Raw genomic sequence first — 14,849 nt, 5'->3', positions numbered from 1 at the left:
GAAAAATAGCCATTTCAAAGCCAGCTTCTAAATCGAGATTCATCATATTTCGTCAGATTTCAACCAAATTTTAGCCACTGAAAGCATCTTGCTAAGCACATGAGTTTTCACATAAAATGTAAAATATCAAAAATACAATTAAAACAATGCAGGGAATATGCAATGTCCAAGAAATATTCAAAATTTCTACCATCCGCCGACCAATATGATATTGAACAATTTCCGTATTATTGGGTCACACAAGTACATGCTCAATATGTACAGAATGTCGATCAGGCACTTAAAAAGTATGGTTTAGATAATTCTCGCCGTCGTATTTTATTGGCATTAAGGTCAAAAGCACATGCGAGTGTGTCTGATTTGTCAGACATGGTGGTGTCAAAAATGTCAACTACAACTAAAATTGTTTATCGTTTAAAAGATGAAGGTTTGGTTGAAACTTATTCTTGTGATGATGATGCGCGTATCACTCGTGTCGTGCTTACTGAAAAAGGTAATGAGATGACCAACAAAATTAATGATCTGACTAGCGTTGTTTTAGAGCAGTCATTTGATGGTTTAACTCCACTACAAATTGAAAAAATGATGGAAAGTTTACGTCATATTTTTAATAATTTAGCACGCTAAACATCACGTTATTGTTCCACATCTGTTCTTATCCTATATAAGCACAAGATGTACTTAAAGATCGAAAAAATTGAGCTGGGGGCTTACTTTTTCGATCTTTGCTTTTGGTACATGTGAACACTCAAACTCATCTAAAGGAAAGCCCTGCACAAAGCTGTGTATGTTCGGTGTTTTCAAACTTAGCCATTCATCTAAACGTGCATGTGGAATAACAATAACAGAACGTTTGACTGGCCCAGGCTCATGAAATTCCTTCATCATCGCGTGATCAATTGCGTCCATGGTAATCATACTCGCAGAACGGACAATTTCTTCCGTGCCTTGCCCATCCTTTAAACGGCAAATTTCATACAGTGCTGCAATAAAAAAGACCTGTCCATCTTTACGACGTACACCCCAACGCTGCGGTTTACTGTCTATATATTTGGATTCATAAAATTCTGACACAACAATCGCGCCAAATTTACACTTATAAGCAGCTTCACTAAAACTTGGTTTTTCTAATAAAGTTTCGTTACGGCAATTATAGGTTTTTTGCGCAATACTTCCGTCTTCCGCCCATTTGGGAATCAAGCCAAAATTCACCGAGCGCCACTCTAAACCTTGTTCAGACTTAAACAATAGTGGCACACTCGAATTTGGATACGCTTCTTCAGCATATTCAAACGGAATTTCAGGCAGACCTAATGCAGATAATTGCGCTATGCTTATTGGTTTAAAATTGGCACACATATACAAATTGGATGATTAGACACACGCACTACATTATGCGTTTTGATCATGAACAGTAAGTGCGCACCCACGCATTCCTTCTTACTCAAACAAAACGCAGGACAAATAATTACCGTTAAGCTGGCAATGTCAGCCAATGCGTGCGGGTAAATTCTTCAAATATCCAGCGCCCATTAAAACGACCTAAGCCTGAGTTTTTCTCACCACCAAACGGTGCATTGGCATGATCGGCAACGGTAATACCATTAATATGTGTCATTCCAACATCAAACTGTGCTGCAAATTCTGCACCGCGTTCTACATTTGTAGTGCATACAGCAGCAGATAAACCATAGCGTGTATCGTTCGCTAACTGTAAGGCATGTGCGGTATCTGCTGCTTTGAGAATCGGTAAAATAGGTCCAAAACTTTCATTTTGTACAATTTCTGAATCGGCAGCGACATTCACAAAAACATGTGGTGCAACTAAGTTCCCCGTAACCCCGCCCGCATAAACCAATTCTGCACCCTGCACCTGTGCTTTTTGAATAATATGCTGATGCTTTTTCACCTGTTCTGCATTAATAATTGGCCCAATCAAGGTGTCATTTTTATTCGGATCACCTACTACTAATTGCGACACACTTGCTAACAATTTTTCAAGATAGGCTGCATAAATAGACTGATCGACAATTACCCGATTGGTACTCATGCAAATTTGACCTTGATGCAAAAAGCGCCCCATCACAGTTAGTTCTACGGCCAAATCTATATCTGCATCATCCAAAATGACTAAAGGTGCATTGCCACCGAGTTCTAAGGCGACATGTTTTAAATGCTCACCCGCAACGGCCAGTTGCCCTACATGCTGTCCAACTTCTGTAGAGCCTGTAAATGAAATCATTTTAGGAGTTACATGCTCAACAAAGTAATCACCAATTTCACGACTCGCACCCGCCACCACATTGAGTACGCCTGCAGGCAAGTCTGCTTCTTCGAACAGTTTACCGAGTATAGTTCCACCTGTGACTGGCGTATCACTGGCAGGTTTGAGCACTACACTATTACCACAAGCAATCGCTGTAACCACTGAACGCATAGACAAATGGAAAGGGAAATTCCACGGACTGATCACAGCAATAACACCCAAAGGTTTACGCAAAACAACACTACGGACTTTCGGATCTTTGCTTTCCAGTTGCGTCGTGGTCATTTGCTCGGGAAATTGTGCAGCTTCTTGAATAATCCCTAAAGCAGCATCGACTTCGATATTGGCTTTTAAACGGGTACTGCCCGACTCATCAATCAGCCACTGGATAATTTCTTCGCGTCGTTGCTGAATGACTTGCTCTAAGTTCTTAATGATGTATTGACGCAGACTTGTGGATTGAATCAATTGTTCATCAAAAGCTTTTTGCGCTGTACTATAGGCACTATCAACATCTACCACGCTGGCGCCCTGCATCTCAAAAATTGTAGTTTGATGATATGGATTCAAGTTTGGAATGGTTTTAGTAGATGTCCCAACCGACCACTTGCCGCCAATAAATTGTTGATTCAAATCTTGATATGCTGGCATGTATTTGTCCTTGCGCTACTTTTTATATATGACTTTCACTCTACTCCGCAGCTTGATGTTTTTCTAGCAGCAAGTACATCCTGTAACTATTCAGCTGCAAAATTTTCAAAAAACCATAAGCAAAATACAGGCAACAAAAAAGCCTCCGAAGAGGCTCATTTGTTTGTATTACACAATCAGTAAATCAAATCCTAAAGGATTAATCACCTGTATAACCTTTTAACTTTAAACGCGCTGCGTGTAAAAGTGGCTCTGTGTAACCAGAAGGTTGCTCGCCACCTTTGAAGATCAAGTCAGATGCAGCTTGGAATGCAATGTTATTAGCAAAGTCGTTAGACATAGGCGTGTATAGTGGATCATCAGCATTTTGTTGATCTACAATTTTCGCCATGCGCTGCATTACTTCTTCAACCTGTTCACGCGTTACAATTCCGTGACGTAACCAGTTGGCAACGTGCTGAGAAGAAATACGTAAAGTTGCACGGTCTTCCATCAGGCCCACATCATTGATGTCTGGAACTTTAGAACAACCTACACCCAGATCAACCCAACGAACGACATAACCCAAGATACCTTGGCAGTTATTTTCCAGTTCTTTTAGTTTCTCTTCTTCAGACCAGTTGGTATCAGTTGCAAGAGGTGGAGTTAACAAATCATCTAAAGGCAATGCTTCAGTTGCAAGCAATTCTTGCTGACGGTTTGCTACATTAATTTGATGGTAGTGAATCGCGTGAATCACTGCACCTGTTGGAGACGGAACCCATGCACAGCTTGCGCCTGCTTCAGGATGTTCAGTCTTGGTTTTGTACATGTCTAACAGCATGTCTGGTTTTGGCCACATGCCTTTACCAATCTGTGCTTTACCACGTAGACCTGTTTGTAGACCTACCATGACGTTACGGTTTTCGTAAGCTGGGAACCATTTTTGGCCTTTGATTTCGCCTTTACGAACAAATGGACCTGCTTCCATGAAGGTATGGATTTCATCACCTGTACGATCCATGAAACCGGTGTTAATAAAGATGGTACGGTCTTTCGCCTGAGCAATACAGTTTTTCAGGTTAACAGAGGTACGACGCTCTTCATCCATGATACCGATTTTCAGGGTTTTAGCAGGTAAGCCAAGCGCTTGTTCAGCACGTTCAAACAGCTCAACCGCAAATGCTACTTCTTCTGGACCGTGCATTTTTGGCTTAACGATGTACATTGAACCTTTACGCGAGTTCTTGATCGTGTTTTCACCACGGATGTCAGCCACAGTAAGCAGAGGTGTTACCAATGCATCCATGATGCCTTCATAAATTTCTTCACCATCGACCAGAATCGCCGGGTTTGTCATCAAGTGACCCACGTTACGAAGCAGCATCAATGAACGGCCATGAACCTTGGTCTCACCGCCTTCAACATTTTTGAAGGTGCGGTCAGCATTTAGTTTACGGGTAATGGTCTTGCCATTTTTCTCGATAGACTCTTCAAGCGTACCTTTCATCAAGCCTAACCAGTTACGGTAGCCTTCAACTTTTTCTTCAGCATCAACTGCTGCAACAGAGTCTTCCAAGTCTTGAATCGTCGTTACAGCCGCTTCAAGCACAACATCTTTCACGCCAGCTGCATCTGTCTGTCCAATTGGGCTGTTTGCATCAATCTGGATGATTGCGTGCAGGCCGTTATTTTTCAGTACGATTTCAGTTGGTGCAGAAGCTTCGCCATTGTAACCAACGAATTTAGAGCTATCCGCAACAGTTGTTGTAGAACCATCTTTTAGGCGAACAACAAGTTTGTTTGCTTCTACAGCATATTGAGTCGCGTCGGCATGTGAACCTTGCGCCAATGGGAAAGTTTCATTTAAGAAGTTTTTCGCGAATGCAATTACTTTTTCACCACGAACTGGGTTGTAGCCTTTACCTTTTTCTGCGCCATTTTCTTCAGAAATAACGTCAAAACCGTAAAGTGCGTCATATAACGAACCCCAACGTGCGTTTGCTGCGTTCAAGCAATAACGTGCGTTACGTACAGGTACTACGAGCTGTGGACCAGCCAATAATGCGATTTCTTCATCAACATTTTCGGTGGTAATTTGAAAATCTTCTACTTCTGGTAATAAGTAGCCAATTTCAGTCAAGAAAGCTTTGTAAGCTTCTAATTCAAATGTATTATTGCGGTGCCATTCATCAATTTTAGCCTGAAGCTCATCACGCTTTGCGAGTAATGTTTTGTTCTTAGGGCTAAGATCGACAACGACTTGCTCAAAGTTTTTCCAGTATGTATCACTGTCCAAACCAGAACCTGGTAATGCTTCATTTTCGATGAAATCGTAAAGTTCTTTAGCAATCGCTAACTTGCCTTTTTGAATACGTGCAGTCATTGTCTTTCCTGATATTGCTACTTTTTATACAAGAGATTCTAGTATACTGATTTATATTTAGCTGAATAGTATTATCACATTTCAAAATAACGATCATTTATTACAAGATGAATGACAACAATCATCATAAATCCTGATCAGAAACACGACACTATTACTCATCTAAATACACTTTTACAGTGTATAAAGTTTTTGAAATGTCGAAATTAGACTTAAGTTCAGATTTTGTTGTAAAAATCGACGTCAGTCTTATTGCAACCCTTCAAGATTAAGCCATGTTTATGACAAAATGTCGATAAAACCAACAGTCACATCTTTTCTATCATAAAAAAGCGCCTAGTTCTAGGCGCTTAAAAGATCAACTGATTTGATGTTTGGCTTCGGTGGCCTGTATCTGTCGATGTTCTTCATTTAAGTAATCATCAGACTGCATTTCCAATAAACGTGAACGTGTGCGTTCAATTTCAAATGCCAGTTTTTCGCCCTGATAAATTTCAATAATCGAATCTTCAGAAGTCAGTAATAACTTGACACCACGATCATAAAATTCATCGACCAAATAAATAAAACGACGTGTTCCTTCAGACAAGAAGTCTGTTAAATGCGGTACATTGCTCACCAAAACCGTGTTGTAGATGTTGGCAATTTCAATAAAGTCTGCAGGACTACGCGGTTTAAAGCACAGTTCTGAAAATTCACACCACAACACATCTTCAGTATGCGCAATTGTTTCAACAATACGTTGGTTGATAATAATTGGCTCAGAAGAATAATGTTGTGTATTACTCAAAGCACTGAAACGCTGTGCCATCCAGTTTTGATTATCATGCGTTAAAGGCGATTTAAATAATTGCGCCTGTTTCAAAACACGTAAGCGATAATCTACACCAGCATCGACATTTAGCACTTGGCAATGTTTTTTGACCATTTCAATGGTTGGAATAAAACGATCTCGATGGATACCATTTTTATATAAACCGTCTGGGGCGATGTTAGATGTTGCCACCAAAGTAATGCCACGATGGAATAATTTTTGGAACAAGTCACTCAGAATCATCGCATCAGTCACGTTAGATACGAAAAATTCATCGAAACAAATCACCACTGCATCTTTATAAATTTGGTCTGCAACAGAATCGAGCGGGTTACGCTGCCCTGAAAGTTTGTTCAGTTCACGATGCACATGCTGCATAAAGTGGTGAAAGTGCATACGTGTTTTACGTCTAAATGGAATCGAGTCGTAAAACTGATCCATGAGCCATGTTTTACCACGACCTACACCACCCCACATATAAACACCCTGTGGTGCTGTTTGGCGGCGGAAACGGCGGAACGCTTTTTTTGATGCTTTATAGCGTTGAATTAATTCCTGCCACACACGCTCAAGTTCGTGTACAGCCTGCGCCTGCGCATCATCTGGCATAAATTGTCCAGAGGCTAACGCTTGTGCATAACGCTCCGCAGGCGATAATGGAGTAAAGGCTGTGGTTTGTGGCGAATTAAAATCAGACATATTCATCAGTACTTATTTGGGCAAATAGATTATAACGAAGATCGAATCACGAGATATAGCACTTTGGCATAGTTTGCAAAATACTTAGGCTATTTTGTATATTGGCGTGGACTTTGTCCAAACCACCGTTTAAAGGCATGGTTAAATGCCGCAGGCTCTGAATAACCAAGTAACTCTGCAATCATTTCAATTGAATATTCCTGATATTCAATTAATCGCAATGCTTTATCTTTGATAAGATCTTCACGAATTTGTTTGTAACTAGTGTTCAATTGTTGCAGTTGATGGCGCAATGTCCGTTCAGGAATTTGCAAAGCATGTGCTGTTTCTGCCATGCTCGGCATACTGCCTTGTTGTAATTCCAAATAATCTTTTACGCGCTGTACCACCGAAGGCGCATCATCTTCGAGTTTAAGTCGCTCTAACTCAATCACGCATTTGGCTTCATAACTACTAAAAGTGACTGCATCGGCAGATGGAATACGTGCTGTGAGAACTGCATCATCAAACCAAAACGCTGCTTGGGGTTGATTAAAAACAATATCTTGACCGTAATAATCATAAAAAGTTTGCAAAACTTCACTTTGCTGCGGCTGTGCAAATGGCAATTCTATGCGAATACGTGGCGCACTCATTCCCATCATTTTATATAGGTCTTGAATAAATTTGAACGTGCCTGAAATTTCACACTGCGCACGCAATACACCTAAACTACTATGTAAATCATTGGGTTGATAACACAAGGCAATATGTCGCGTGCTATGTTGCAAACTCAGTTTCCCGCTTAAATGCGTCAATCCCTGATATTGAATCCCTTTTTCTAATGCAGTGGCAATATCTGGACTGGTCACCAATAACATCAGTAAAGGACCATAACCTGCCAAAGCATAATGCTGTCCAATAAACAGCCCCATTTCAGGCTCTACATCTTCACCAATGACTTTGAGAATATCCCATTCCAAACTCGGATGAATAATTGAACTGGTATCCAGCGCATCTGCACGCAAGCCGATACTTTGCAATTTTGCATCGACATCAACGCCTGCTTTACGCATGCCTTGTATTAAATACATTAAGCCAAGTATGGATCTTTTCATAAAATGAACAGTGCGAAACGGAATATCCTTTTTACCCGATTCATCCACAGATAGAAATTGCCGAAAATATCAATTTTTATGTCAGCACGATCATGTTACCACATGCTGGCTTATTCTATCCTGACTCAAACAAACTCAAGTCAAACAAAATAAATATAAGGATGTCTTCATGCAGGATGCAGCAGCTCATTATCAAGTCGCAATTATTGGCGCAGGCTTTGGTGGATTAGCCATGGCGATTCGTTTGCTACAACGCAACATTCATAACTTTGTGATTTTAGAAAAGTCTAATGAAGTGGGTGGTACTTGGCGTGAAAATCAATACCCTGGCGCGGCTTGTGATGTGCAGTCGCATCTGTATTCATTGTCATTTGCACCCAAAACTGACTGGTCAAAACGCTATGCCGAAGCACCAGAAATTTTTCAGTATATTCAAGATGTGGTGCAACAGTTTAATCTGCGCGAATATTGCCAATTTAACAGCGAAGTGGTGCATACCGAATACCATGAAAAAGACTGTGTATGGCATGTTGCGTTAAAAGATGGCAGACAATTGAGTTGCCAATATTTAGTCTTTGCTTCTGGCCCACTGCATGTGCCACAAATCCCGCACATTAAAGGCATTGAAAAGTTTCAGGGCAAGGTTTTTCACTCGTCTCAATGGGATCATCAATACAACTTAAATAGCAAAGTTGTGGCATCTATTGGCACAGGCGGCAGCGCGATTCAATACATTCCTGAAATTGCACCTCAAGTTAAACAGTTATATGTCATGCAACGTACAGCTGCATGGGTCATTCCACGAGATGAACGCAAATATCTGAATATTGAGAAAAAACTGTTTAAACAAGCAGACCGGTTTAGAAAGTTGCATCGTGCGCGTTTGTATTGGTCGAATGAATCACGTGCAATTCCAATCATGCAACCTAGCGTGATGAAATATACCCAAAAACTGGCAGAAGCCTTTATTCGTTTTCAGGTCAAAGACAAACAATTGGCACAAAAACTCACGCCTGACTACATTATGGGATGTAAACGTATTTTAGTGTCCAATAAATACTTCCCAACTTTTAACCGTGACAACGTCGAATTAGTGACTGATGCAATACAGGAATTGACTGCAGACAGCATCATCACCAAAGATGGTAAAATGCGAAAAATTGATTGTCTGATTTATGGCACAGGCTTTATTACCGATCCGCGTATCTATCTACAGCCATTTAGCTGCATTGGTGAACATGGCGTTGAATTAAAACAGGCATGGAAAGATGGCGCAGAAAGCTATTACGGCATTAGCCACAAAGGTTTTCCGAACCTGTTTCAGTTGCTTGGGCCAAATACAGTTTTGGCGCATAACTCGGTTATTTTTATGATCGAATCGCAAGTCGATTACATTCTGCAAATGATGGATTTGGTGGCACAATCACAGAGCAATGCAATTGTAGTAAAAGATCAAGTACAAGATCAATTTAACCACGATGTGCAAGACATGCTAAATAACACGGTTTGGCAATCTGGCTGTGTAAGTTGGTATCAACAAGATGGTGGAAAAAACTTTGCACTTTGGCCAACCTATACTTGGAAATATTGGCTAAAAACCAAGTCGCTGCATCCGAGTGATTTCAGATTAATCAGTAAAGCGGCATAAATTTCCGCTTTTAAAAGCAAACTGGCATAATCAACAGGTTTTTATCTATCTCCCACCTGTTGATCTCATGCAATCTCTTTGGCTGATTTTCCAATTACTCTGCTGTTTATGTCTAGGCTTTGTACTGGCAAAACGCCTCCCTCGAATAATCGAAAAAATTGCGTTTCAACTGCTTCCATATTTTAGCTATATCCTGCTAATTGCAATTGCGATGGAATTTTCACAAACGCTCGGTTCACTACAGCAGCCATCGCATATTCTATCTACAGCTTTACAGATTGCATTTGCTACATCAATTGGTGCTTTTCTGTGTTGTTATTTGCTTTACAAAGGTTTGGGGCTGCAAGCAACGCAAGGCAAAGTTTCATTACAGTTGTTGATTCAATCCTGCATCAACATCAGTTATGCCTTTTTTGCACTTTTGGCAGGCTACGTGCTGCATCTACTTTTTAGTGCTATGGATTTCCAAGTTCAGATCAACACTTGGTATTTACTGTTGCTGTTTATGTGGATGATTGGACTCGATCTCGCTTATTCGCCTTTAGATCGTTCTTGGCTGAATTGGAAAATTTTGATGGTACCTGTAGGCTGTATTTCCGGTTCTATTGCTGGGGTACTACTTTGCGCACTTTGGCTCCCCATCGCTCTACAAGATTTGCTTATGCTCTCACAAGGTTATGGATTTTATTCCATGAGCGGGATTGTGGTGTCGGAACTTCGCAATGCCGAATTGGGTAGTATTGCGTTAATGAATGATTTATTCAGAGAGATTTTTGCGATATTGCTGATGTATATTTTGGGATGGCGTTATCCACGTGCTGCAATTTCTGCCGCAGGCGCAACTGCCATGGACGTCACTTTGCCCATGGTAAAACAAGCCTGTGGCAACGATTTTATTCCACATGCCATGGTCAGTGGATTTGTATTGTCAATCCTTGCACCCATTGCTGTAAGTGTATTGGCTGCTATTTAAAAAGAATCAACAATTGTCCTCTCTCCCTCTGGGAGAGAGTTGGAGAGAGGGTTTGCGCTCTATTTAGGCGAGAGTTAGAGAGAGGGCTTATCTCCCTTTTAGAGAGTCAGCGATAGTAAAATTAAAGCGTCGCTAAAATATCTTTCAAAGTCTGACGTGGATTTTCAGATTTTGTAATTGGACGACCAATCACCAAATGCGTAGAACCATCCAGCATAGCTTGTTTGGGAGTCACAATACGTTTTTGATCATCGGCATTTGAGCCTTCAGGACGAATCCCTGGAGTTACTAAGGCAAAATTCTGCCCTAAGATTTCACGCAACATTTTGGCTTCTTGCGCAGAACACACCACACCATCTAAACCACTTTCTTGAGTGAGTTTAGCTAAACGCTGAACTTGCTCAAAAGGCTCAATATCTAAACCTAAATCTTTTAAATCTTCACGCCCCATAGAGGTTAGTACAGTCACTGCAATAAGTTGAGTCTGATAATTCCCTGCTTTTAAACGCTCCACACAGGTTTCCATCATTTTACGACCACCTGAGGCATGCACGTTGACCATCCATACGCCTAAATCTGCTGCAGCACATACAGCCTGAGCCGTTGTATTTGGAATATCGTGAAATTTCAAATCTAGAAAAACCTCAAAACCTTTGTCATGCAAGGCTTTCACGACTGCAGGACCTTCATGGGTAAATAACTCTTTACCAACTTTTACTCGACATAATGCAGGGTCTAATTGTTCTGCAATGGTTAAGGCGTCATATTGGCTTTTAGCATCGAGGGCAACAATGATACTCAAGAGAATTACCTATGGATTTGACAAAGAGTCGCTATTATAAAGTGATTCGTGCCAAGCAGATAGTCAAAAAGACAGCTTATCCCCCATCGCAGCGATAATCAGCCATTCGTCAAAGGCACACATAAAAAAACACCCCAAGATAACCTTGAGGTGTTGATGATCAATTCGCTCAACAGAGCAAATTAAAGTGCATTAGAAGAACGATCTTCAGTATGCACATCTAATACCGTTTTTTCATGACGAGTATGCGCAGCAGCTTCAGCAGCAGCCAGTTGAGCTGCATGAATTTGCTCTTTGCGTAGGTATTCAATATCTTTACGTAGTCGCTTAATTTCCCAACTATTTTGGAATACACGGAAAACCTGCACGCCCAACAATAACCCTAGCACCAAACCAAGTGCCAATGTAATCAGTAGCAATAGACCCAAACGCATTGCAGGCACTTGAGTAAATAACAGGTCAACTGAAAGTTCAGTGCCGTTTTGCAAAACCAATGCCAGAGAATATCCAAATAGAATAACTAGAATAGCGACTAGAACGTAACGCATAAACACCCCTAGGAATTTTATTTATTTACAGACTCGTTTACTGCATCACGTAGTGCTTTACCCGGTTTAAAGTGCGGTACAGCTTTAGCCGCAACTTCTACAGACTTACCTGTTTTTGGGTTACGACCTACACGTGGTTCACGGTGATGCAATGCAAAACTACCGAATCCACGAATTTCAATTCGGTTATCTGCCGATAGTGATGCAATCATTTGATCAATCATGATCTTCACAGCTTCTTCCACCAATGGCTCAGCCAAATGTGGATTTTTCAAAGCAATTCGTTCTATCAAATCAGACTTATTAAGTGCTTCAGTAGTCATCTGCGACCTCTTTAATTATCAAGCTACTTTTACCTAAACTGATAATAACCTGTTTAAATACAAAACGGTAGCGTAATAATTGAATACTACGCTACCGTTTACAGTATTTGTGTAAAAAGTATGTGCTAATTTACATTAACCATACAGTTTACCCGCAACTTAGTTGCCCATTTGAGCTTTGATCAAGTCACCAATTGTCTTAGGACCATTGTCTTGACCGCTAGTTGCAGTTTTCAAGTTAGCAACAGCTTCTTTCTCTTCAGCTTCGTCTTTCGCTTTGATAGACAAGTTGATAGAGCGAGATTTACGGTCTACGTTGATGATTTTCGCTTCAACTTCTTGACCAACTTCCAAGAACTTAGTTGCATCTTCAACGCGATCACGGTTGATTTCAGATGCTTTAAGTGTTGCTTCAACTTCGTCAGCTAACTTAACAGTTGCGCCACGAGCATCAACAGCAGTTACAGTACCTTTAACCAAAGCACCACGTTCGTTAGCAGCTAAGAAATCGTTGAATGGATCGCTGTTCAATTGCTTGATACCAAGGCTGATACGGTTGCCTTCAGCGTCTACAGAAAGGATAACCGCTTCAACAGTGTCACCTTTCTTGTAACGACGAATAGCTTCTTCGCCTTGCTCGTTCCAAGAAATGTCAGACAAGTGAACTAGGCCATCGATACCGCCTGGTAAACCGATGAAGATACCGAAGTCAGTGATTGACTTGATTGTACCTGAAACTTTTTCACCTTTGTCGTGGTTCTTAGCAAACTCTTCCCATGGGTTAGCACGAGTTTGTTTGATACCAAGAGAAATACGACGACGCTCTTCGTCCACTTCAAGAACCATAACGTCAACTTCGTCACCAATCTGAACAACTTTAGATGGGTGGATGTTTTTGTTAGTGTGGTCCATTTCTGAAACGTGTACTAAACCTTCAACGCCTTCAGCGATTTCTGCGAAACAGCCGTAGTCAGTTAAGTTTGTTACGCGAGCTTTAACGATAGAACCTTTAGGATAACGGCTCATGATCGCTAACCATGGATCTTCGCCTAATTGCTTAAGACCTAAAGATACGCGGTTACGCTCTTTGTCAAATTTAAGTACTTTAACAGTAACTTCTTGACCCACTTCAACCACTTCTGATGGATGCTTGATACGTTTCCAAGCCATGTCAGTGATGTGAAGAAGACCGTCAATACCGCCAAGGTCAACGAATGCACCGTAGTCAGTAAGGTTCTTAATCGTACCAGTAACAGTTTGACCTTCTTCAAGCTGAGCAAGAAGCGCTTCACGGTCAGCTGAAGATTCAGCTTCCATAACTGCACGACGAGATACAACAACGTTGTTACGTTTAGCATCAAGTTTGATAACTTTGAACTCTAACTCTTTACCTTCAAGGTGAGTTGTGTCACGGATAGGACGAGTGTCTACCAAAGAACCTGGTAAGAACGCACGAACTGGACCGATGTCTACAGTGAAACCGCCTTTAACTTTACCAGAGATAACACCAGTAACGATTTCGCCGTCTTCAAAGATTTTTTCAAGTTTAGTCCAAGTTTCAGCACGTTTCGCTTTTTCACGTGATAAAACAGTTTGGCCCATACCGTTGTCAAGTGCTTCAACAACAACATCAACGGTGTCACCAACTTGAACTTCAAGTTCGCGTTGTTCGTTTAAGAATTCAGCGCGGTCAACAACGCCTTCTGATTTAAGGCCAGTATCAACTGTTACCCAGTCAGAGTCGATGCTTACTACAACGCCTTGGATGACAGCACCCTTTTCAACGTTGAGGTTTAATTCGCTTTCTTCAAAGAGGGCTGCAAAAGATTCGGTCATGATATACCTGATAAAGTCAGCGGTCTTGGATCAGACAAGGCCGGTTTAGTTAAGCGTCTACATAGTCCGTATAGAACTGATCAAGCTATGCGTTCGCTGAATAGGTTTATTTCACGCGGTTAAGCGCGGCAAATAGCAAGCTTCTGATCGACATAAGCCGTCATTAATGCAAACACTTCATCAATGTTCAACTCAGAACTATCAATGATGTAAGCATCTTCTGCGGGCTTGAGCGGAGCAACTGTGCGCTCCATGTCTCGTTTGTCGCGAGCCTGTATATTCGCTAAAATGTCGCTTATTTTAGCATCCAGCCCCATACCCTGCAACTGTTTTACTCGTCTTTGTGCACGTGACTCTGCCGAAGCAGTTAAATAAATTTTAGCCTGCGCATTTGGGAAAATACTGGTCGCCATATCGCGTCCATCTGCAACCAAGCCTGGTGCTTGGGCAAAGGCATGCTGACGTGCAAGTAATGCTGTGCGCAATTCAGGTACTGCCGCAACTTTTGAGGCATATTCCCCCACACGTTCGGTACGTATGGTTTGCGTGACATCTTCACCATCAAGCAACACTTGTGTGCCATCTGGCTGGGTCACAAATTGAATATTGAGCTGTGTTGCAATGGCAACGCATTGACTCAGTTCAGTATCAAGTTGATCTAGCAAATTCTGCTTATGTAACGCCAAACCCAACAAACGATACAACGCACCAGAGTCGAGTAAATGAAACTGATAATATGCTGCCAATTTTGCCGCGAGTGTGCCTTTACCTGAACCGCTAGGGCCATCAATGGTAATAATTTGAACCGTCATGCTGTTTCCGAAATG

Annotated in this window: 13 protein-coding genes; 3 read left to right on the top strand and 10 right to left on the bottom strand. The window is 41.3% G+C overall.

Going from position 1 to position 14,849, the window contains the following annotated elements; translation table 11 throughout:
* The first annotated feature begins 162 nt into the window (after positions 1 to 162).
* Entirely contained in the window at positions 163 to 627 is a 465-nt protein-coding gene (locus FTT91_RS05660) for a MarR family winged helix-turn-helix transcriptional regulator (protein ID WP_004976754.1), read from the top strand.
* Between the two features lie 54 nt (positions 628 to 681).
* Here FTT91_RS05660 and FTT91_RS05655 read toward each other — a convergent pair whose 3' ends face one another.
* The 5 genes from FTT91_RS05655 to FTT91_RS05635 all read right to left on the bottom strand — a co-directional run bounded on the left by FTT91_RS05655 (position 682) and on the right by FTT91_RS05635 (position 7,892).
* Complete coding sequence (locus tag FTT91_RS05655; RefSeq protein ID WP_180169119.1) at positions 682 to 1,359, bottom strand: SOS response-associated peptidase family protein; 678 nt, start codon at positions 1,357 to 1,359, stop codon at positions 682 to 684.
* A 115-nt stretch (positions 1,360 to 1,474) separates the two neighbouring features.
* Positions 1,475 to 2,917, bottom strand: a complete 1,443-nt coding sequence (locus FTT91_RS05650; RefSeq protein ID WP_180169118.1) for an aldehyde dehydrogenase family protein — start codon at positions 2,915 to 2,917, stop codon at positions 1,475 to 1,477.
* A 199-nt stretch (positions 2,918 to 3,116) separates the two neighbouring features.
* Positions 3,117 to 5,282 carry a malate synthase G gene (locus FTT91_RS05645; protein ID WP_180169117.1) on the bottom strand — a complete coding sequence of 722 codons (2,166 nt, stop codon included), beginning with the start codon at positions 5,280 to 5,282 and terminating at the stop codon, positions 3,117 to 3,119.
* 358 nt (positions 5,283 to 5,640) lie between these two features.
* Positions 5,641 to 6,795 (bottom strand): cell division protein ZapE, encoded by a 1,155-nt coding sequence (gene zapE, locus FTT91_RS05640; RefSeq protein WP_004976758.1) that lies wholly within the window; start codon positions 6,793 to 6,795, stop codon positions 5,641 to 5,643.
* A gap of 89 nt (positions 6,796 to 6,884) precedes the next feature.
* Positions 6,885 to 7,892, bottom strand: coding sequence for an AraC family transcriptional regulator (locus tag FTT91_RS05635; RefSeq protein ID WP_165492532.1), 1,008 nt, complete (start codon positions 7,890 to 7,892; stop codon positions 6,885 to 6,887).
* Positions 7,893 to 8,061: 169 nt separating this feature from the next.
* Here FTT91_RS05635 and FTT91_RS05630 point away from each other — a divergent pair, with 169 nt between their 5' ends.
* The gene (locus FTT91_RS05630; RefSeq protein ID WP_180169116.1) at positions 8,062 to 9,540 is read left to right on the top strand and encodes an NAD(P)/FAD-dependent oxidoreductase; all 1,479 of its coding nucleotides are present in this window, start codon (positions 8,062 to 8,064) and stop codon (positions 9,538 to 9,540) included.
* A 67-nt stretch (positions 9,541 to 9,607) separates the two neighbouring features.
* Positions 9,608 to 10,513 carry a lysine exporter LysO family protein gene (locus FTT91_RS05625; RefSeq protein ID WP_026438033.1) on the top strand — a complete coding sequence of 302 codons (906 nt, stop codon included), beginning with the start codon at positions 9,608 to 9,610 and terminating at the stop codon, positions 10,511 to 10,513.
* A gap of 121 nt (positions 10,514 to 10,634) precedes the next feature.
* On the opposite strand, the gene pyrF is transcribed toward FTT91_RS05625, so the two are convergent.
* The 5 genes from pyrF to cmk all read right to left on the bottom strand — a co-directional run bounded on the left by pyrF (position 10,635) and on the right by cmk (position 14,834).
* On the bottom strand, positions 10,635 to 11,315 hold the full coding sequence (gene pyrF / locus FTT91_RS05620) for an orotidine-5'-phosphate decarboxylase (protein WP_178867766.1): 681 nt from the start codon (positions 11,313 to 11,315) through the stop codon (positions 10,635 to 10,637).
* A gap of 182 nt (positions 11,316 to 11,497) precedes the next feature.
* Positions 11,498 to 11,863, bottom strand: a complete 366-nt coding sequence (locus tag FTT91_RS05615) for a lipopolysaccharide assembly protein LapA domain-containing protein (protein ID WP_004976771.1) — start codon at positions 11,861 to 11,863, stop codon at positions 11,498 to 11,500.
* 17 nt (positions 11,864 to 11,880) lie between these two features.
* Positions 11,881 to 12,186, bottom strand: a complete 306-nt coding sequence (locus FTT91_RS05610) for an integration host factor subunit beta (protein WP_004976773.1) — start codon at positions 12,184 to 12,186, stop codon at positions 11,881 to 11,883.
* Between the two features lie 159 nt (positions 12,187 to 12,345).
* Positions 12,346 to 14,022 (bottom strand): 30S ribosomal protein S1, encoded by a 1,677-nt coding sequence (gene rpsA, locus FTT91_RS05605; protein WP_004976774.1) that lies wholly within the window; start codon positions 14,020 to 14,022, stop codon positions 12,346 to 12,348.
* A gap of 119 nt (positions 14,023 to 14,141) precedes the next feature.
* The gene (cmk, locus tag FTT91_RS05600) at positions 14,142 to 14,834 is read right to left on the bottom strand and encodes a (d)CMP kinase (protein WP_154320795.1); all 693 of its coding nucleotides are present in this window, start codon (positions 14,832 to 14,834) and stop codon (positions 14,142 to 14,144) included.
* Positions 14,835 to 14,849: the final 15 nt, after the last annotated feature.

The sequence above is a fragment of the Acinetobacter sp. YH12021 genome, assembly GCF_013420145.1.
Taxonomy (GTDB): Bacteria; Pseudomonadota; Gammaproteobacteria; order Pseudomonadales; family Moraxellaceae; genus Acinetobacter; species Acinetobacter towneri.
The sequence above is the reverse complement of the archived record's forward strand: the minus strand, read 5'-3'. Positions and strand labels throughout refer to the sequence as shown.

Bases quoted from the DNA above. Each gene is read 5' to 3' on its own strand.
- FTT91_RS05660 (WP_004976754.1), top strand. From the start codon at position 163: ATGTCCAAGAAATATTCAAAATTTCTACCATCCGCCGACCAATATGAT.
- FTT91_RS05655 (WP_180169119.1), bottom strand. From the start codon at position 1,359: ATGTGTGCCAATTTTAAACCAATAAGCATAGCGCAATTATCTGCATTA.
- FTT91_RS05650 (WP_180169118.1), bottom strand. From the start codon at position 2,917: ATGCCAGCATATCAAGATTTGAATCAACAATTTATTGGCGGCAAGTGG.
- FTT91_RS05645 (WP_180169117.1), bottom strand. From the start codon at position 5,282: ATGACTGCACGTATTCAAAAAGGCAAGTTAGCGATTGCTAAAGAACTT.
- zapE (WP_004976758.1), bottom strand. From the start codon at position 6,795: ATGTCTGATTTTAATTCGCCACAAACCACAGCCTTTACTCCATTATCG.
- FTT91_RS05635 (WP_165492532.1), bottom strand. From the start codon at position 7,892: ATGAAAAGATCCATACTTGGCTTAATGTATTTAATACAAGGCATGCGT.
- FTT91_RS05630 (WP_180169116.1), top strand. From the start codon at position 8,062: ATGCAGGATGCAGCAGCTCATTATCAAGTCGCAATTATTGGCGCAGGC.
- FTT91_RS05625 (WP_026438033.1), top strand. From the start codon at position 9,608: ATGCAATCTCTTTGGCTGATTTTCCAATTACTCTGCTGTTTATGTCTA.
- FTT91_RS05615 (WP_004976771.1), bottom strand. From the start codon at position 11,863: ATGCGTTACGTTCTAGTCGCTATTCTAGTTATTCTATTTGGATATTCT.
- FTT91_RS05610 (WP_004976773.1), bottom strand. From the start codon at position 12,186: ATGACTACTGAAGCACTTAATAAGTCTGATTTGATAGAACGAATTGCT.
- rpsA (WP_004976774.1), bottom strand. From the start codon at position 14,022: ATGACCGAATCTTTTGCAGCCCTCTTTGAAGAAAGCGAATTAAACCTC.
- cmk (WP_154320795.1), bottom strand. From the start codon at position 14,834: ATGACGGTTCAAATTATTACCATTGATGGCCCTAGCGGTTCAGGTAAA.